Raw genomic sequence first — 14,593 nt, forward strand, 5'->3', positions numbered from 1 at the left:
ATGCGCAGGCGCTCGCACGGCACAAGGTGGTGAGGAGAACACACCGATGACTCAATCCGCTGTGACTGCCGCCGGCGCTGCCGGCACGGGCATCGCCCCGCGTAGCGGCAGGCCATTCGCTTTCTATGGACGCAAGGCCTTCCTGCACATCGCGCCCTGGCTCGTGCCGCTCGCGATCCTGGCCGCGTGGGAGCTGGCCGCTCGAAGCGGCGTGCTTTCCACGCGCGTGCTGCCCGAGCCGCTCGCGGTCGTGAAGGCCGCGTGGTCGCTCATCGAGTCGGGCGAGATGCTGCAGGACGTGCGCGTGAGCACGTGGCGGGCGATTTCGGGTTTCGCGATCGGTGGCGGCATCGGCCTCGCGCTCGGGCTTGCCACGGGCCTGTTCAAGCCTGTCGAGACCGCGCTCGACTCGACTATCCAGATGATCCGCAACATTCCCGCGCTCGCGATGATTCCGCTCGTGATCCTCTGGTTTGGCATCGAGGAGGAGGCGAAGGTGTTTCTCGTCGCGCTCGGCGTGTTTTTCCCGGTGTATGTGAATACGTTTCACGGCATCCGCTCGGTGGACACGAACCTCATCGAGATGGCGCGCAGCTATGGGCTCAAGGGCTTTGCGCTCTATCGCGAAGTGATCCTGCCGGGCGCGCTGCCGTCGATCCTCGTGGGCGTGCGCTTCGCGCTCGGGCTGATGTGGGTGACGCTGATCGTCGCGGAAACGATCTCCGCGCAGTCGGGCATCGGCTATATGACGATGAACGCGCGCGAGTTTCTTCAGACCGATGTGGTGGTGGTCGGCATTCTGCTCTACGCCGCGCTCGGCAAGCTCGCCGACTGGCTCGCCAAGGGGCTCGAGCGCGCCGCGTTGCGCTGGCACCCCGCGTATCAACAAGGGAGCGATGCATGAACGCAAGCACGTTGGCAGCCCACTTCGGCGGCGTGGCGGGCCGCGATCTCGAAGCCGAGGTCGAATTGCCGCGGATTCAGGAACGCGAGGCGCATGAAGCCGCCGAGCCGCGCGGCACGCGGCGCGCTCATGCCCGCCATGACGGGCGAGGCGCGGCGGCAAAGGTAACAACGGCGACGGCGCGCAGCGGCGCGCGCGCGCGCGACCCGGCTGTCGAGTTGCGCGGCGTGGGCAAGCGTTACGGCGAGCGTGTCGTGCTCGACGGCTTCGACCTCTCGATCGAACGCGGCAGCTTCGTGGCGATCGTGGGGCGCAGCGGCTGCGGGAAATCCACGCTGCTGCGTCTCGTTGCCGGACTCGAAGCGCCCGATGCCGGCGAGCTGGCGCGGCGCGACGAGCACGGGGCGCCGCTCGAGACGCGCATGATGTTTCAGGACGCTCGGCTCCTGCCCTGGAAGACGGTGCTCCAGAACGTGATGCTGGGGCTGGGTCGCGGCGCACGCGAGGACGCGCGCGCCGTGCTCGACGAAGTGGGGCTGCTCGCGCGGGCCGACGAGTGGCCCGCCCGGCTCTCGGGCGGCCAGCGCCAGCGCGTGGCGCTCGCGCGGGCGCTGGTGCACCGGCCGAGCCTGTTGCTGCTCGACGAGCCGCTCGGTGCGCTCGACGCGCTCACTCGCATCGAAATGCATGCACTGATCGAGCGGCTCTGGCGCGAGCATCGTTTTACCGCGCTGCTGGTCACCCATGACGTGCACGAGGCCGTCGCGCTGGGCGAGCGCATCCTGCTGGTGGAGCAGGGCCGCATCGCGCTCGACCAGCGCGTGCCTCTAGCGCGCCCGCGCGCCCGCGCCGACGCACGCTTTGCCGCGCTCGAAGAGCGCGTGCTGCAGCGGGTGCTGGGCAGCGAGACGCCCGCGACCGCGCATGCGCCGCACGCGCAAGAGACGCCTTACGGGCTGCGTCCCGCCGATGTGCGCTGGGCGCTCTGAACGCCTTGCGAACCCCTTGTATTGCGTGATTTTCGTTTATTCATATTGGGAGCTAATTCAATGAGCATTTCCGCCATCAACGTGCGCAACCAGTTCCGCGGCAAGGTCAGGGAGATCATCCGCGGGCCGGTGGTATCGGAAGTCGACGTCGACACGCCGTTTGGCGTGGTCACGTCGGTTATCACGACGCGCTCGATCGACGAACTCGAACTGAAAGTTGGCTCGGAAGTCGTCGCGCTCGTGAAGTCGACGGAGGTGTCGATCGCGCGCTTGTGAGCGGTCGCGAGCGGCCATGGGCGGTTTCGTGTGCGGGGCGGCGTCCGGCCCCCGGCACACGGCGTGGAAGTGCTAGCATGGACCGGCAAGCCACGACGGAGAGACGATCATGGAGCCGAAAGGCATCGACATGGGCGACTACGAAGAGCGCTACAAGGACTACGACATCGAGGTCGCGGTCGAACAGGTGCTCACGGGCGTGAAGGCGCACTTTCGCGTGCTCAAGGCCGGCGCCGTGATAGCGGACTGGCAACTGGTCCATATCGACCGCCTCTGGCCGACCGAGCACGGCGCCGCCGAGGCGGGCTTCGAGGCGGCCCGCGCGTGGATTGACAGCGGCGCCGCGCAATCGCATTGAGGGGTTATCGGCAGGTCGGGCGATGGCGTCGCAGGTATTGAGTCACGAGAAAATCAGGCGAGATTCGCACCGCTTTTACGCGGGTCCGGATAATGGCGCGTCTGGTTGAATTTATCGGGGCCAATGAATAGCAGCAGCACCATGCCGAGTTGACCAAGCGGCATAAGCGCCATCAGCCACCACCACCAGCCGCTCACGCCGATATCGTGCAGCCGGCGCACCATTGCGGCAATGGGAATCCAGAACGCCACACAGACAATCACGATGCCGAGGATCGCGGCCGGGAGTGTATCGCCGAGCCCGCCTTCGGGCATGAAAGCGTCGAACGCGACAATGAAGAAAAGAAACACTGCCATCGTGAAGGCATATTCGCGGCGCGTGGCGCGGCCGGCCAGCGTGAAGCGTCGTTCGAGCCATTTTTCCATGGTTATCGATTTTTCCGTCGTCGAGCGAGGTTTAGGGATTATTGCGTTGCGGGAAGGGATTTTACGCAAGGGGGCTGGTGGGGTGAAAGCGGCGCGTCAGCGATATTATCGAGTTTATTGATTTGGCATCCTGTGGATTATTCAATACGAATATATCCGCGTGTCTGGTTTGGTACAGCGGGCAAATAGTGTGGCTATGCGCAGAGCGATTGGCCGAGAGGTGGCGTGAATGCTGCCGCCGATTGCCTTTCATTTGTGTGCATCGGGGACGTCGCGCGGCTAAGATGGATTTTCCTGACAGGAGCCGGCCATGTGCACGAACTACGCGGCTGCACGCCGCGATCGCCTCTTTCGGCATTTCGGTGTCGAGCCGCCGGATAGCCCGTGGCGCGACGAAATCTATAAGGACTACCCGGCGCCAATCATCCGCCGTGTCGATGGCGACCGGCGCGCGGATCTTGCGACATTCGGCATGGTGCCGCGCAAGCGTATTCCAGCGGGCGTGAGGGCGTTCGACACGATGAACGCGCGCTCTGAAACAGTGGGAGCGAAGCGTTCGTTCAGCGGCGCGTGGAAGCGGCTCCAGTTGTGCCTGGTCCCGTGTGAGGCATTCTACGAACCGTGTTACGAAACAGGGAAGGCGGTGCGCTGGCGGATCGGCATGGCATCGGGCGAGCCCTTAGCCATTGCCGGCTTATGGCGTGAGTGGGAGATCGGGGGCGAGGGCAGCGGGCCGGAAGTCATGACGCTCGCCGTTTCGTTCACGATGATCACGATCGATGCCGCGCAGCATCCGTTGATGAGTCGCTTCCACAAACCGGGCGATGAAAAGAGATCGGTCGTAATCGTACCGCCGTCGGAGTATGAAAATTGGCTGGCGTGCCAATCGACCGATGAAGCGCGCTCGTTCTTTTCGCTCTGCCCGGCTGAGTTGATGGCGGCAGTGGCGGATCCGGTTGCGCAGAATGCTGGGGGCCGTGGGGGCAGCACGGGGACGCAATGAGTATGCTGATCACCCGTGCTTGCCCGAGGGAGTCGAGTCGTTATTGATTGCTCTGGAGTACTGGAGAATGCACCGGTCTGGTCCGGAAGATTTCGACGGCAGCTGGGAGCGCGCTTACTTTTTCTTCAACACCCACGCGAATGCCCTAAAATTCATGGTCATGCTGCAGTAAGGAGCGAACATGGACAGGAAAAAGGCTGAGCACGTTCTTATCGAGGCCGATGAAGTCGCCGAGTTGGTACTGGAGGGCTTCGATATGACGATTGGAACCGCAGAGGGGCGCGCACTCTACGACCGCGCATTTACCACGTACATCCGAAGCGAGATTGGTGATTTGCCGATAGCGGAGCTCTACGACGCATTGAAGGGTTCCACGGGACCGGTTACCTCAACCGCTCAGTTGTAGCGGGGTCGCTTGTCTGAGTTGCTCCGGCTGGCCCGGTAGCTGGGCCTCGCGAAATGCGTGGCGACGCGCAAGACAGCGAATTTTTGAACAGAAGGCTCGCCATTCAGGCGGGCCTTCTCCTGGTCGTGCGAAGTCGAGGCGCTGAGGTCAACGCAGATACGTCAAGCGCGCGTCGGCCAGGCATATTCCCAGATCGAGAATTTCTTGGGGCTTGAATGCAAAAAAGGCACTGTGCAAATCACAGTGCCTTTCTCTAACTGCTTGAACTACCGGGGAATTCTTTGGGGTGGCTGATGGGACTCGAACCCACGACGACAGGAATCACAATCCTGGTCGCAATATCAATGTAAACAAGTAGTTGCGTCGGAACTTTGGAACATGAGCCATCCGACAAGCCTTTACCCACGGGACGCACTTCAAGCATCTTCCAAAATTATGGGGGCGCAGCTTATAAATAGGGTCTGATTATTCGAGATCTAAAGTTTGCTGCCGCACATCCGAGAACCAAAGTAAGTGGCGCGAGTCTGATACTACGTGTAGTATCAGGACCATGAACCAGCGACTCAAGCGCCGCGACCGAATTCGTCAGAATCCGAAAGATGTTCGGTTTGACGACGCGTGTGCTGTCGCCGTAGAGCTGGGGTTCACGCATACCGGATCGGGTGGAACGTCCCACTGGGCGTACTCGAGGCCGGGGGAGCCGACGCAACTGAATTTTCAGAATCGTGCCGGCAAAATTCCGCCGTATCAGGCGAAGCAGCTCATTTCCATGATGGACAAGTACGAAGATGAACAATCCTGACCGTTATCCAGCGGAGGTGTTCTGGAGTGACGAGGATGAAGGCTTCATCGCAATCGCTCCCGATCTCCCTGGTTGCTCCGCATTTGGTGAAGACGAAGCGTCCGCCCTTGCCGAACTGAAACATGCGATCGCCGCTTGGAAAGAGGCGGCAGCAAGCGCCGGAAACCCGATCCCGCCGCCTTCGCGGCCGGCGGAGGTTGAGTACAGCGGCAAGTTCCTCCTCCGGGTTCCCAAGTCGATGCATCGAAATCTTGCAGTCAGTGCACAACGCGAGGGTGTCAGCCTGAATCAGTACTTGGTGACGCTAATTGCTAGCGCTCAGAGTCTGCACGTCGTTCAAGAGCGGCTCGCCGTGTTGCACACACAGCCTTCCCACGCCAAGGGTGTTGTGATGGGAGGAGCGCACTATCGCATCATGTGGGAGGCTGTACGTCGGGGTGTGCTGACAGGAGTGACGACTAGTACCGAGGTCGTTGAAGTGGATGATTTGGGGACGTTCGTCTCAAACATTCATCCAATGGTGTACACGGGAATAGGGGGCGCTCGTGGCTGAAGCAACGCAATACATGTTTACTCACCGCGAAGTCGTCACGGCGCTGCTCAAAAAGCAGAATATCCACGAGGGCATCTGGGCATTGGCAGTGAACCTCGGGTTTGGCGTAGTCAACGTGGGGCCGAGCCAAGACGACATCAACCCGACGGCCATGGTCCCGATTATGGGTATCGGGATTCAGAAGTCTGACAGCCTAAACGCGTTGTCGGTAGATGCCGCCGAAGTGAACCCCCTTACAGAATAGCAAGCAGGTGTCCGGAAGGCTGACGCTCTAACGCGTTGCACGCACCTTTCGCTGGCGTCGACGATCGTAGACCTTCCGCACCATGCGCTCGTCTGCGTGGCCGGTTGCGTCGACGATTCGATCGTCGCCTTCCTCGGTTCGCGTGGTGACCGCAGTCGGCCGCATGTCGGCGAGCGAGAAGCGTTCGAACGTGATGCCGCGCTCAGCCGCGACCTTCTCGCAGTAGCCCATCAGGCGCGCCCAGTTCGTGTTCCAGCCGCTGCGCGTGTAGAGCTGGCCTGACGTGTTGCCAAATACATACAGGCTCGTCGTGCGCTGAAGTGCGAGCGCCTCATCGATGGTCGCGCGCAGATCTGGCGACCAGAGCACAGTCTTGTTCTTCTGCGCCTGTCCCTTTTTTCTCTTTCCTACAGGTACCGTGACGCCGTCGGTGCCGATGGCCTGCCGGAGCAGCGCGCGCATTTCTGTCGGCCGGCTGACTGTCAGATACGCGGCCTTTGCGCACAGCGCCGCGATTAAGTAGACCGAAGCACCGGCGTCGCCGTCTGAACTGCGGCGCTGGCGCGCCACCTCGACCGCGAGGTCGAGCTCGTGCAGACCAACGACTTTCTCACGCGGGCGCGTCGGGTTGTACTTGATGCCGCGGCACGGGTTCACTTCGAGGTCGCCGCGGCGGCGGCCGTACTCGAGCACGGCGGAAAGCAGGGCGATTTCCTTGTTCGCCTTGGCCGGCGCGCCTTGTTGTGCGCGCTTATCGAGATACCCATAGACGTGCTTCGGCTTGATCGCCGCGGGCGACATTTTCCCGAACACTTTGATCAGTGGGAGCTTCTCGCGCTCGTTCTCTTCGAGCGTGGACGAAGCCTTGCGAAGCTCGCTGTCGACCGGCAGACCGTATTGCCAGGAGAAGTAGCGTTCGAATAGCGCTTCGACGGTGCCCGGCTCGACGGCGTCGCCGTTGAGCGCCTCGGCGCGCTCGATCGCCTGCTTGCGGATCTCGGCGATCGCTTCCTTGTTGTGCGCGGGCGCCGACAGTCGAAACGCCCATTTCCCGTTCGGCAGCTTGTAGGCGAAGCTGACCTTGTGCTTGCCGTAGCGGGGATAGAGGCGGAACGGTAGGCCGTCCGGGGTTTTGCGTCGTCCAATCATGCGTCGAGTGCTGAAAAGTCTGGTTCGTCTTCGGTGTTGGCGGCGGGCGCAGCGCGCCCTGACATCCGGTCAATGAAGTACTGCCGGATTACTTGCGGCACGCCAGCGAGGTTCGTCACGTATGGCCAGTTGTTGCGGTCGAGCCAGCGGCGCATACAGGCCAGGCTGCGCGGCTCGCAGCCGACGAGCTCTGCCAGCTCAGCGCGCGTCATATATGTAGCCATCAATCGCACTCCTCTTGGTGCACGCCTATGGGTGCGCGGTTACCTTCGACTGCGATGTGAACACCGTCGATCACACGGCTGCTGCAAGCTGGCGTAGCATCTCTTGACTCAACTGCGAGGTGCCTATGGAAACTCAACAAATTGTCGACTATTGGTTCAAGACAGCTGGCGTACTCAAGTTCGAGTTCGGCACCGTTAAGCGAGGGCCAGCCCGCGGACAGCGCTTGATCTGGTGCAACAGGCGAAGCGGAAAGTTTCTGCATGAAACTCATCTCAGGGAGATGGCCGCGAAGTTGAGCGAGCGAGGGCTTTCCGTGCGGCAGCTGAATGCCGAGATTCAGCGAGTGGCTCCGGGGCGTCCGTGCACGCACCGCAAGATGCGCGAGATATACGAGCGTTTCCACGCGGCCCACTGAGGGCAGAAAGCGCGTGTAGCAGTCGGACGGATAGCTCATTGCGCCTTACCTTCCGTGCGGTCGATGTGCTCGATCTCAGCAAGGATCAGCGCGCCGGCCTTCACGAGATCGCGGCGCGGCGTCGTCGGCTTCCGGTGCTCGTAATCCCACGGCCAGAGAACCGGACAACTGCCCGCGTAGACGCCGCACGCGTGGAAGGCGTAGCAGGCTGCTGCCTGAGAGAGCGAAAAGGTCACGTGCCGGTCATCGTGCGCCGTGTCCCAACCTTCCTCGTTCACCTGCCGCGCACGTTCGGCGAATACATCGCGCGCGGCGTCGCTCATGCGCGCCTCGCCAGCAATCAGCATCGCGCCCGGCTGGCGCGCAGTGTCGCGGAACAGTCTCGTGATGCGCTCGAGCGAAACGTGCTTGCCGTCGACCATGAACGACTCGCCGTAGAGTGTGAGATCCCGGTCGGCTTTCGCCTGCTCGTCGGGCTGCGCTGCCGAGTCGGGCGCTCCGTACGTCGCGCCATACTCGCACCGGCAACCGGCACAAACATCGGCTGGGTCGCAAGACGGAGCTGGCTGTGCTGCCGCAGCAGTGGCGACGGGAGCGGCGCGGAATAGATCGTTCAAGACGCGCCAGCGCTGCCCCTCCATTCCATCGATAGGCTTCCCGAGCGACGCAACATGCGCCCGTCCTGCCGCCCACTCGATAGCCCCGCGTTGCTCATCCGTCAGCATGACCGGCGCTTGCGCTGCATCGGAAGGGAGAGCGGCGCGCTTGCCTTCCTCCAAACTTATCCTATCGTTCATTGCTGTCATCCTTTTCGACACGAGGTCGTGATGAATTGGCTCTGCGTTCGTTGCCACAGGGAGTTTCCGTATAAGCCGGAGAAAATCGGCATCGATGATTTCGGCATATATGTGTTCTGCCCGTACTGCAATCGGCGAAACGAGCTCATCAATATTGGGAAGGATGGCCGGACTGTTCTCCTGCAGACCAGCGCGTAGTGCATCCATGTTTGTTCAATCCTCGTGAGTGGTGGTCGTGCTAGCATTCGGCGCATCAAATGCCGTGGAGACTCGTATGGGCGACGTGCCGCAGCAAATGGCCCTGACCGACGACGAGCGCAGGTTCTTCGACGTCCTTGAAGAGCGCGGTGAGGCCTCCGTCGTTGCTGATCTCGATACGCGCAGATGGGGCGCACGGGAGCGTGACGTTCGTAAATGGCTTCTTCTGAAGCAACAGGCCAGGGACGTGGCTGCAGGCGAATTGGCACGCCGCACGACCGAGGCGACTGAGGCTGCCGCCCAAGCATCGGAGCGATCGGCGCAGGCATCGGAGGAATCCGCGGTCAGTGCCAAGCAGTCCGCGAAGCACGCGAAAATTGCGTGGCTCATCGCGGGTCTTTCGCTGTTCGTCTCGGTCATCGCGCTCTTTCTCAAGTGATCCATTGATTTCACGCTCGTCTCACTCAATCGGTTGTAGTTCAAGCTGCTTGCGGACTGCCGCGGCGCGCGACTGTGAGCAGCCCAGAAACTTGCGGATCTCGGTCACGGTCCCGCGTAGTTCGCCGGCGGCGATTGCAGTCGTGACTCGGGTCACGTCATCGGTCTGCTCGACTACTGGCAGGCTCAGCACCTCGGCGGCGGGCGTGGCCACGACCGGCGCGGCGGCGGGCGACGTGACCGTCACGACTGCAGGCACGGCGATACTCTCGGGCGTTGCTGGCGTTACTGGTACTGCGTTACTCCCTTGCTGGGCGGGCGTTACCGCAATTTCAGTCACGGCGGCGGGGCGCAACGCGAGCAGCCAGGCGAAGCAGGCGACAGCCTCAAGCACGCCAGCGAAGGCGAGCCCGGCAATCAGGTCGGCGCGCGCAGCGGGCAGGCCGAAGGCAGTCATGGCGCCCGTTACCGGATCAGCGAGGGCAGCGGCGCGCGCTGCGGCGGCGCGATCCTGCGCGGCCTCAATGCGCAACGCTTCGGCCTTCTCGGCGTCCAGCGCGTCCAGCGTGGCGGCGAGCGTCGTGCGCTCGACGCGCAGCGCCGGGCACGGCTGAGCGCAGCGCCGCTCCGTTACTCGCGCCAGTCGCGCTACTACACCTGCGCGGTCACTGGCGATCACGGCCAAGTCACGACCATGCGCAGTCACGACCGGTACGGCAGCGGCGCGCAGCTCACCGGCGTGACGGGCAGCAGTCAGGAAAAAGACGGCGTGACCGTAGCAGGTAGCCGCAATGCAGCCGATCCAGAGCAGGGCGCCGACGACGCGCACGCGCCAGCCGTGCGACCGGACGAGGGCGGGTAGCAGGTGAGCGGCCACGACGAGTACGACGCCGACGGCGACCCACAGCGCGCGTTCGGCAAAGAAGCCGCCACGCTGCAGGCCAGACTGAATCGAGAGGCACGCTGCAGTCACGGTAGCCGCGACTGCGAGTAATGCCGGGAGAGCGCGCGTAAGCATCGTAGTTACTCTCAAATCGAGTCCGCATTGACGTGATACGATCCAGCAAAATAAATCGGGGTGAGGAAATGAAGCGAGTTTGGCAATGCGTCGAAGTTGCGTTCGCACTCGCAGGGCTCGGCGTCGTTGTCGCGTTCTTGGTCTACGCTTTTAAGCTGCATAGCGAAGCCGCATCCGGATGGGTTCAAGCTGTCGGTTCTATTGCCGCAATATTTGGCGCTTACAAGATCGGCGAACGTCAGTCCGAGTCCAATATGAGGCAGGCACAGGAGATGGCGGAACGCGAGCGGCGCCACAGGATGGGGGCATACGGTGCCGTCGTAGAAGGCGCGCACAATCAAGCAAAAAATGTTATTCGCTTGGGAAGCACACTCGAGAAAGCCGGCTTCTATAGGACCTGGAACGGCCAGAATGAACCGCTTTTCAATGGCATGGTCTTGGCAATCGATAATATTCCGCTGCATGATTTGGGGTCCCCAGAGAACGTGCGTGCTTTGATTCTGATGAAGTCGGTGCTTGCACAAATGGGCGATGAAACTAATAAATTCTTCAAGTCAGGGAACTGGTTAGACGAGGCAGTGCCGCAATTCCGCGGCGAACTTTTGCGCATTGAGATGGTGCTCGACCAAACTTGGGCGGTGCTCGAGAAAGGTTTGATCCAATCCAACGCTCCTATTCGTGGCGAACCCATGTCATGAGAGGTAGGCCGCTCGTTTTGCTGAGAACGTTATTGCCTTTGGCGTCGCGCTTCTTCTCGATGCGCATGACGGCCATGTTTGCGCACTGCGCTGTCTCGAGCGCAACGTCGATGAAGTCGCGCGCGAACTGGGGGGCGTCGAATTCGCCGCTCACGCGCACGGGTTTCATTTGCGCGAAGATGCCGACAGCCTCTGCATCGACGCGCTCTTTCCACTCAACGGGCGTCAGCGGACGGCGCGTGCCGGGATCGAATTCGGACACCTTCTTCTCAGCGCGCTTACGCGCAACCTCCATCGACTGCCCATACACACAGAAGCCACCCATTTCGACGTCCTCCAGAACTCAGGTCATTCCCACCAACGCGGGTAGGGCTCATCCAACTCGCGCGGCGGCGTGAGCTCCGCGCATTCGCGCGCGCCGCAATGGCGCCACGCGAGGTACTTTCCGACTACCACACCTAGAGGCAAACCGATAAGGACTGCGATGCAAATTGCTTCGACCAGGTTCATCGGTGAGCCTTTACGGGATTAGGTGCAGCGATGCACGTTGCAGCGGGTCTCGAATGCCGCTTCACGCTCCTGCATCTGGGCCTGAATCAACAGGAGGCCGAACACTGCGAGGATGGCGACTGCGAGGCGCGCGCCGAGCTTGATCGTTTCCATCAGGCACCAGCGCGGATTGCGACGAGCAGCCACCAGCCGATGCCCACCGCTGCGCCGACGGCGATCACTTTGCAGCCCAGCGCCACGCGGCCCGAGAAGTCATGGCATGCGAGCAGCAGGGCGTTATCGCAAGCGATTCGATTCATCTCTCAAGCTCCATTAGGTATCGCAGCACTGAGCGGGGGAGTCTCGTCCTGTTTGCCGTTGGAGACCGTTACGGGCTATTTAGAGTCGCCGCGCCGACTTGAGACACCCCCGCTCAGTGCCTCGGTGAGTGCGTGAGACGGATTACACCAAATGGTGTTCCGTATGTCAACACCATTTGGTGAATACTCGAGGAAATTTTCTAACGGCGTGGCTGGGCGGATGGCGCGGCTGTGAAAAAGCCCGCTCAGGGCGGGCTTTGGAGAGGGGGGCGGGCTTGATGCGCTTGCTCCACACAAGCAAGTCTTACTGCCCTACAAAGTCCGGGCTAAACCTTCATGGACGAATGCCGTTAACGCCTAGACATTGCCAGCCTTTCTATTGCATTTCTTCTTGCTTTCGTAGTCAAATTTTTCCCCGACAATCCAGTTTTTCCTCCCACCCACAAACCAACCAATCGAAAGGAAAACCTCGATGAAGAAGAACAAAAACAGCTCGACGAAACTGGCCTTGGCGGTCGCTATAGCCACTGTCGCCGCGTCCTCCTCCACCGCTTTCGCTGTCTCCACCTGCGACACCATGCCGACCAAGCAACAGCGGAGTGACTGCTGGTCGAACATCATGAGTAGCGAAATGGAACAAGCCGAGGAATACGAGATCGCGGTATTTGGAACGCGCAGGGTTCCCGAAGCCGTGAAACAACAGGTGAGAACCAAGCGTGAGAATATCGCGCTAGATGCCGATCGTCAGTGTCCGAAAGCTAGCGGTGGTTATCCGGATACCGCTTGCTACATCGACCACATCCAGAAGTTCAAGGACTTCACCTACCAGAAAACGTCGAAGTATGGCGTTCCCGACATGCGTTTGAATTGAACCCTTCCAGGAGAGAAATCTTGCGTATATTCATTGTCGCCCTCGCTCTCGCAACCATCAGTCTTCAAGCCCACGCCTACGTCGACATTTGCGAAATGAAGCGCTCGCAGGCCGAAGCCCAGCAGTGCTACCAGTACGGCGCCAACGGTGGGATGCTCCGTATGAAAGAGAACTACAAGCGCATCGTCAATTCATCGAGCGTATCCGACAGCGAGAAGCGCGAGCTGCAGGATAATCAGAAGAAATGGGAAAAGGCGGTTAGCAGCAAGTGCGATGACAACGTCTGCTACTACCGGGCCATTGGCTCGCGTAACGACGAGATCGAGCAATTCATGCGCAGCCACAGCCTCCAGCCGATGTAAGCCCATACGGTATAAATGAGGAGGGCGGGCGCAACGCCCCCCCTCTATGTCGCTTGCTTTTTGAGTTTTGTTGCAGCAAAGACTTTAAGTGCACCCTCTCGCCATCAACACGAATAGCAGCGAACGACTACAGCTGCGGCGATCATTTTGCGGAAGCGGTTGCGGCTTGGGTCGTCTGGGCTATAGGCTGCTGCAATGCACCCGTGTTGATCACCTTGTCGACGAAGTTTTCCATCGCGCTGCGGATTGCCTTTGCGGCAGCGTCTGACAGCGCATCGGCTCCCATGCCGCAGCCCTGGCCGTCTTCGCTGCCGTGCCCCTGGCCGCGGAACGTCGTTGTGATGAGCTCAGCTCCCGTGGGTGAGGTGACGCGAGCGCGTATTGCCAGGTCAACGTTGGCATCTGCCGAGCCTGACCAGAAGCCTTGCGCGAAGCGCAGCCTCGGGTCGAAGTCCGCGACGTCGAATTTAAAGACTGGACCTTGAGCAGCAGTGGGCAGTGAGTCACTCGCCGAGACGGACGAATAGGCGCCTTCAAGCGTCTTTATAAGCGAGCTGCGGATAACATCGCCCGCATAGATTGGATAGCTGTGCGCTCCGCAGATCAAGCCCGGCTTGACGGTCCGACCCAGACTCGAGAGCTCGGGCGACATGACGATGTATGCGCTGCCCTTCGTGGCCTTGGTCGACATGACCTCGGCGGCCCCGCTCTGCGCGGAAAGAGGAACGTTGTATGTGCAAGCGCTGAGCGACGCGATGGCGGCTGTGGCCGCACATGTGGCGATAGTTCGAATCCCCATGGAATTCCCCGTTTTATGTATGTGGTTGTGTCGCGGCTGTCCTTTGCAGTCCGGCAGCCATTGATGTTGGTATTATGCGTTTTGGATAATTACAATCTCTCCACAAACCTTTCTACTCTAGCAGTCGACCGAAAGCTCTGGTACTGTATATTTAGACAGATATTGGGGTGCGGGTAAAAGAAGATGCAGCATCAAATCGGGGAGCTGGGCGGCCGCAGATGCAGGCCGGGGGATCTTGCGCAGGTGATTTATTCGACCAATCCGCTCCTCGTGGGGCGGCTTGTTCTCGTCGAGCAATGGGGTGAGCAGGGCCGGTGGAATGTGACTCTGCTGGGAGAGCCGGGCTTCGGCCTGGAATTCGGCACTGGGCGCCCGCTCATCGGAAACAAAACGGCATTTCGCGATACGTCGCTTCGCCCACTCCGCGAAAGGAGTGGGCTCGATGCAGATTTAGTCCGCCTGGAAGCGCCCGCTGCCGGGCGGCAGTGACGGCGATTGCGCGAGGAGGCCGCTAATGTATGCCTCCACCTTCATGCGCCCCAGATCATCCAGCTGATTCCATCCGCTCGGCGCACCGGCACTTTCTTCTCTCGGGCGCGGGGCGATCAGGTCGATAGCCTCACCCGTGCTATCGAGCCATTTGCGCTCCATCTCGAGCGCGACTTTTTCCCCAAACGATTTCGATTTGACCATATCGCTGATCTGGCGGTCGACCCTGCCTGTCCGCCGCGCAACGACTGCTTGCGTGTGTATTTCCACTAAGCGCGCGAGGTTCCGCCTGCGCATCTCGGTGACCTGTTCGAAGTCCAGCAGATCGATTTTCATAGTTGGATTAGACCAGCGTAAACCAAATG

General features: G+C 60.9%; 25 protein-coding genes. 14 read left to right on the forward strand and 11 right to left on the reverse strand.

All coding sequences use genetic code 11. The features are described 5' to 3' along the window. The first annotated feature begins 46 nt into the window (after positions 1-46). From ssuC to EYW47_RS05660, 4 genes are all read left to right on the forward strand, one after another. Positions 47-904: an aliphatic sulfonate ABC transporter permease SsuC gene (gene ssuC, locus EYW47_RS05645; protein WP_133193885.1), complete on the forward strand. Its 858-nt coding sequence runs from the start codon at positions 47-49 to the stop codon at positions 902-904. Next, positions 901-1,893, forward strand: a complete 993-nt coding sequence (locus EYW47_RS05650; RefSeq protein ID WP_133193886.1) for an ATP-binding cassette domain-containing protein — start codon at positions 901-903, stop codon at positions 1,891-1,893. The genes ssuC and EYW47_RS05650 overlap by 4 nt, the downstream gene beginning before the upstream one ends. 60 nt (positions 1,894-1,953) lie before the next feature. After that, positions 1,954-2,169, forward strand: a complete 216-nt coding sequence (locus EYW47_RS05655; RefSeq protein ID WP_028216757.1) for a TOBE domain-containing protein — start codon at positions 1,954-1,956, stop codon at positions 2,167-2,169. Positions 2,170-2,278: 109 nt separating this feature from the next. Next, positions 2,279-2,527: a DUF6566 family protein gene (locus EYW47_RS05660; protein ID WP_133193887.1), complete on the forward strand. Its 249-nt coding sequence runs from the start codon at positions 2,279-2,281 to the stop codon at positions 2,525-2,527. Positions 2,528-2,580: 53 nt separating this feature from the next. Here EYW47_RS05660 and EYW47_RS05665 read toward each other — a convergent pair whose 3' ends face one another. Next, entirely contained in the window at positions 2,581-3,021 is a 441-nt protein-coding gene (locus tag EYW47_RS05665; RefSeq protein WP_133193888.1) for a DUF805 domain-containing protein, read from the reverse strand. A 241-nt stretch (positions 3,022-3,262) separates the two neighbouring features. Between EYW47_RS05665 and EYW47_RS05670 the strand changes: the two genes are divergently transcribed. The 5 genes from EYW47_RS05670 to EYW47_RS05690 all read left to right on the forward strand — a co-directional run bounded on the left by EYW47_RS05670 (position 3,263) and on the right by EYW47_RS05690 (position 5,960). Further along, positions 3,263-3,955, forward strand: a complete 693-nt coding sequence (locus EYW47_RS05670; RefSeq protein WP_133193889.1) for an SOS response-associated peptidase — start codon at positions 3,263-3,265, stop codon at positions 3,953-3,955. Between the two features lie 181 nt (positions 3,956-4,136). After that, complete coding sequence (locus tag EYW47_RS05675; RefSeq protein ID WP_133193890.1) at positions 4,137-4,361, forward strand: hypothetical protein; 225 nt, start codon at positions 4,137-4,139, stop codon at positions 4,359-4,361. 550 nt (positions 4,362-4,911) lie between these two features. After that, positions 4,912-5,163 carry a type II toxin-antitoxin system HicA family toxin gene (locus tag EYW47_RS05680; RefSeq protein WP_133193891.1) on the forward strand — a complete coding sequence of 84 codons (252 nt, stop codon included), beginning with the start codon at positions 4,912-4,914 and terminating at the stop codon, positions 5,161-5,163. Beyond that, a complete protein-coding gene (locus EYW47_RS05685) occupies positions 5,150-5,716 on the forward strand; it encodes a type II toxin-antitoxin system HicB family antitoxin (protein ID WP_133193892.1) in 567 nt (188 codons plus the stop codon). Before EYW47_RS05680 ends, EYW47_RS05685 begins: the two co-directional genes overlap by 14 nt. Further along, positions 5,709-5,960 carry a hypothetical protein gene (locus EYW47_RS05690; RefSeq protein WP_133193893.1) on the forward strand — a complete coding sequence of 84 codons (252 nt, stop codon included), beginning with the start codon at positions 5,709-5,711 and terminating at the stop codon, positions 5,958-5,960. The genes EYW47_RS05685 and EYW47_RS05690 overlap by 8 nt, the downstream gene beginning before the upstream one ends. 27 nt (positions 5,961-5,987) lie before the next feature. Here the strand turns inward: EYW47_RS05690 and EYW47_RS05695 are convergent, their stop codons facing one another. Further along, positions 5,988-7,109: a site-specific integrase gene (locus tag EYW47_RS05695; protein WP_133193894.1), complete on the reverse strand. Its 1,122-nt coding sequence runs from the start codon at positions 7,107-7,109 to the stop codon at positions 5,988-5,990. Then, complete coding sequence (locus EYW47_RS05700; RefSeq protein WP_133193895.1) at positions 7,106-7,333, reverse strand: DUF4224 domain-containing protein; 228 nt, start codon at positions 7,331-7,333, stop codon at positions 7,106-7,108. Before EYW47_RS05700 ends, EYW47_RS05695 begins: the two co-directional genes overlap by 4 nt. A 125-nt stretch (positions 7,334-7,458) precedes the next feature. On the opposite strand from EYW47_RS05700, the gene EYW47_RS05705 reads away from it, so the two are divergent. Continuing rightward, on the forward strand, positions 7,459-7,749 hold the full coding sequence (locus tag EYW47_RS05705; RefSeq protein ID WP_133193896.1) for a hypothetical protein: 291 nt from the start codon (positions 7,459-7,461) through the stop codon (positions 7,747-7,749). A gap of 35 nt (positions 7,750-7,784) precedes the next feature. On the opposite strand, the gene EYW47_RS05710 is transcribed toward EYW47_RS05705, so the two are convergent. Further along, complete coding sequence (locus EYW47_RS05710; protein ID WP_133193897.1) at positions 7,785-8,753, reverse strand: hypothetical protein; 969 nt, start codon at positions 8,751-8,753, stop codon at positions 7,785-7,787. Between the two features lie 67 nt (positions 8,754-8,820). Here EYW47_RS05710 and EYW47_RS05715 point away from each other — a divergent pair, with 67 nt between their 5' ends. Further along, positions 8,821-9,183, forward strand: a complete 363-nt coding sequence (locus tag EYW47_RS05715) for a hypothetical protein (protein WP_133193898.1) — start codon at positions 8,821-8,823, stop codon at positions 9,181-9,183. A gap of 21 nt (positions 9,184-9,204) precedes the next feature. Here the strand turns inward: EYW47_RS05715 and EYW47_RS05720 are convergent, their stop codons facing one another. Next, entirely contained in the window at positions 9,205-10,155 is a 951-nt protein-coding gene (locus EYW47_RS05720) for a hypothetical protein (RefSeq protein WP_240763559.1), read from the reverse strand. Positions 10,156-10,268: 113 nt separating this feature from the next. Here EYW47_RS05720 and EYW47_RS05725 point away from each other — a divergent pair, with 113 nt between their 5' ends. Then, positions 10,269-10,898 carry a hypothetical protein gene (locus tag EYW47_RS05725; protein WP_133193899.1) on the forward strand — a complete coding sequence of 210 codons (630 nt, stop codon included), beginning with the start codon at positions 10,269-10,271 and terminating at the stop codon, positions 10,896-10,898. Here the strand turns inward: EYW47_RS05725 and EYW47_RS05730 are convergent. Genes EYW47_RS05730 through EYW47_RS40770 form a run of 4 tightly spaced genes read right to left on the reverse strand, consistent with a single transcriptional unit; the run spans position 10,873 to position 11,707 of the window. Continuing rightward, the gene (locus tag EYW47_RS05730) at positions 10,873-11,223 is read right to left on the reverse strand and encodes a hypothetical protein (RefSeq protein WP_133193900.1); all 351 of its coding nucleotides are present in this window, start codon (positions 11,221-11,223) and stop codon (positions 10,873-10,875) included. The two genes, EYW47_RS05725 and EYW47_RS05730, sit on opposite strands and share 26 nt — an antisense overlap. Positions 11,224-11,246: 23 nt before the next feature. Further along, entirely contained in the window at positions 11,247-11,408 is a 162-nt protein-coding gene (locus EYW47_RS41315) for a hypothetical protein (RefSeq protein ID WP_205710024.1), read from the reverse strand. Positions 11,409-11,426: 18 nt separating this feature from the next. Then, complete coding sequence (locus EYW47_RS42390; protein ID WP_276322931.1) at positions 11,427-11,561, reverse strand: hypothetical protein; 135 nt, start codon at positions 11,559-11,561, stop codon at positions 11,427-11,429. Then, positions 11,561-11,707, reverse strand: a complete 147-nt coding sequence (locus EYW47_RS40770) for a hypothetical protein (protein ID WP_165976501.1) — start codon at positions 11,705-11,707, stop codon at positions 11,561-11,563. Before EYW47_RS40770 ends, EYW47_RS42390 begins: the two co-directional genes overlap by 1 nt. Positions 11,708-12,179: 472 nt before the next feature. Between EYW47_RS40770 and EYW47_RS05735 the strand changes: the two genes are divergently transcribed. Further along, positions 12,180-12,578, forward strand: coding sequence for a hypothetical protein (locus EYW47_RS05735; RefSeq protein WP_133193901.1), 399 nt, complete (start codon positions 12,180-12,182; stop codon positions 12,576-12,578). A gap of 20 nt (positions 12,579-12,598) precedes the next feature. Continuing rightward, complete coding sequence (locus EYW47_RS05740) at positions 12,599-12,940, forward strand: lysozyme inhibitor LprI family protein (RefSeq protein ID WP_133193902.1); 342 nt, start codon at positions 12,599-12,601, stop codon at positions 12,938-12,940. A gap of 142 nt (positions 12,941-13,082) precedes the next feature. On the opposite strand, the gene EYW47_RS05745 is transcribed toward EYW47_RS05740, so the two are convergent. Next, the gene (locus tag EYW47_RS05745; RefSeq protein WP_240763560.1) at positions 13,083-13,631 is read right to left on the reverse strand and encodes a hypothetical protein; all 549 of its coding nucleotides are present in this window, start codon (positions 13,629-13,631) and stop codon (positions 13,083-13,085) included. Positions 13,632-14,189: 558 nt separating this feature from the next. Next, positions 14,190-14,564, reverse strand: a complete 375-nt coding sequence (locus tag EYW47_RS05755) for a hypothetical protein (RefSeq protein WP_133193903.1) — start codon at positions 14,562-14,564, stop codon at positions 14,190-14,192. Between the last annotated feature and the right edge of the window lie 29 nt (positions 14,565-14,593).

Origin of the sequence: Paraburkholderia silviterrae, assembly GCF_004353915.1 — a bacterium.
GTDB lineage: Bacteria > Pseudomonadota > Gammaproteobacteria > Burkholderiales > Burkholderiaceae > Paraburkholderia > Paraburkholderia silviterrae.

Excerpts from the sequence above, each read along its gene's own strand:
- EYW47_RS05670 (WP_133193889.1), top strand. The coding sequence starts at position 3,263 with ATGTGCACGAACTACGCGGCTGCACGCCGCGATCGCCTCTTTCGGCAT.
- EYW47_RS05730 (WP_133193900.1), bottom strand. The coding sequence starts at position 11,223 with ATGGGTGGCTTCTGTGTGTATGGGCAGTCGATGGAGGTTGCGCGTAAG.
- EYW47_RS05680 (WP_133193891.1), top strand. The coding sequence starts at position 4,912 with ATGAACCAGCGACTCAAGCGCCGCGACCGAATTCGTCAGAATCCGAAA.
- EYW47_RS05660 (WP_133193887.1), top strand. The coding sequence starts at position 2,279 with ATGGAGCCGAAAGGCATCGACATGGGCGACTACGAAGAGCGCTACAAG.
- EYW47_RS05655 (WP_028216757.1), top strand. The coding sequence starts at position 1,954 with ATGAGCATTTCCGCCATCAACGTGCGCAACCAGTTCCGCGGCAAGGTC.
- EYW47_RS05755 (WP_133193903.1), bottom strand. The coding sequence starts at position 14,564 with ATGAAAATCGATCTGCTGGACTTCGAACAGGTCACCGAGATGCGCAGG.
- EYW47_RS05675 (WP_133193890.1), top strand. The coding sequence starts at position 4,137 with ATGGACAGGAAAAAGGCTGAGCACGTTCTTATCGAGGCCGATGAAGTC.
- EYW47_RS40770 (WP_165976501.1), bottom strand. The coding sequence starts at position 11,707 with ATGAATCGAATCGCTTGCGATAACGCCCTGCTGCTCGCATGCCATGAC.
- EYW47_RS41315 (WP_205710024.1), bottom strand. The coding sequence starts at position 11,408 with ATGAACCTGGTCGAAGCAATTTGCATCGCAGTCCTTATCGGTTTGCCT.
- EYW47_RS05700 (WP_133193895.1), bottom strand. The coding sequence starts at position 7,333 with ATGGCTACATATATGACGCGCGCTGAGCTGGCAGAGCTCGTCGGCTGC.
- EYW47_RS05725 (WP_133193899.1), top strand. The coding sequence starts at position 10,269 with ATGAAGCGAGTTTGGCAATGCGTCGAAGTTGCGTTCGCACTCGCAGGG.
- EYW47_RS42390 (WP_276322931.1), bottom strand. The coding sequence starts at position 11,561 with ATGGAAACGATCAAGCTCGGCGCGCGCCTCGCAGTCGCCATCCTCGCA.
- EYW47_RS05735 (WP_133193901.1), top strand. The coding sequence starts at position 12,180 with ATGAAGAAGAACAAAAACAGCTCGACGAAACTGGCCTTGGCGGTCGCT.
- EYW47_RS05650 (WP_133193886.1), top strand. The coding sequence starts at position 901 with ATGAACGCAAGCACGTTGGCAGCCCACTTCGGCGGCGTGGCGGGCCGC.
- EYW47_RS05705 (WP_133193896.1), top strand. The coding sequence starts at position 7,459 with ATGGAAACTCAACAAATTGTCGACTATTGGTTCAAGACAGCTGGCGTA.
- EYW47_RS05695 (WP_133193894.1), bottom strand. The coding sequence starts at position 7,109 with ATGATTGGACGACGCAAAACCCCGGACGGCCTACCGTTCCGCCTCTAT.
- ssuC (WP_133193885.1), top strand. The coding sequence starts at position 47 with ATGACTCAATCCGCTGTGACTGCCGCCGGCGCTGCCGGCACGGGCATC.
- EYW47_RS05745 (WP_240763560.1), bottom strand. The coding sequence starts at position 13,631 with ATGTCGACCAAGGCCACGAAGGGCAGCGCATACATCGTCATGTCGCCC.
- EYW47_RS05685 (WP_133193892.1), top strand. The coding sequence starts at position 5,150 with ATGAACAATCCTGACCGTTATCCAGCGGAGGTGTTCTGGAGTGACGAG.
- EYW47_RS05715 (WP_133193898.1), top strand. The coding sequence starts at position 8,821 with ATGGGCGACGTGCCGCAGCAAATGGCCCTGACCGACGACGAGCGCAGG.
- EYW47_RS05710 (WP_133193897.1), bottom strand. The coding sequence starts at position 8,753 with ATGGATGCACTACGCGCTGGTCTGCAGGAGAACAGTCCGGCCATCCTT.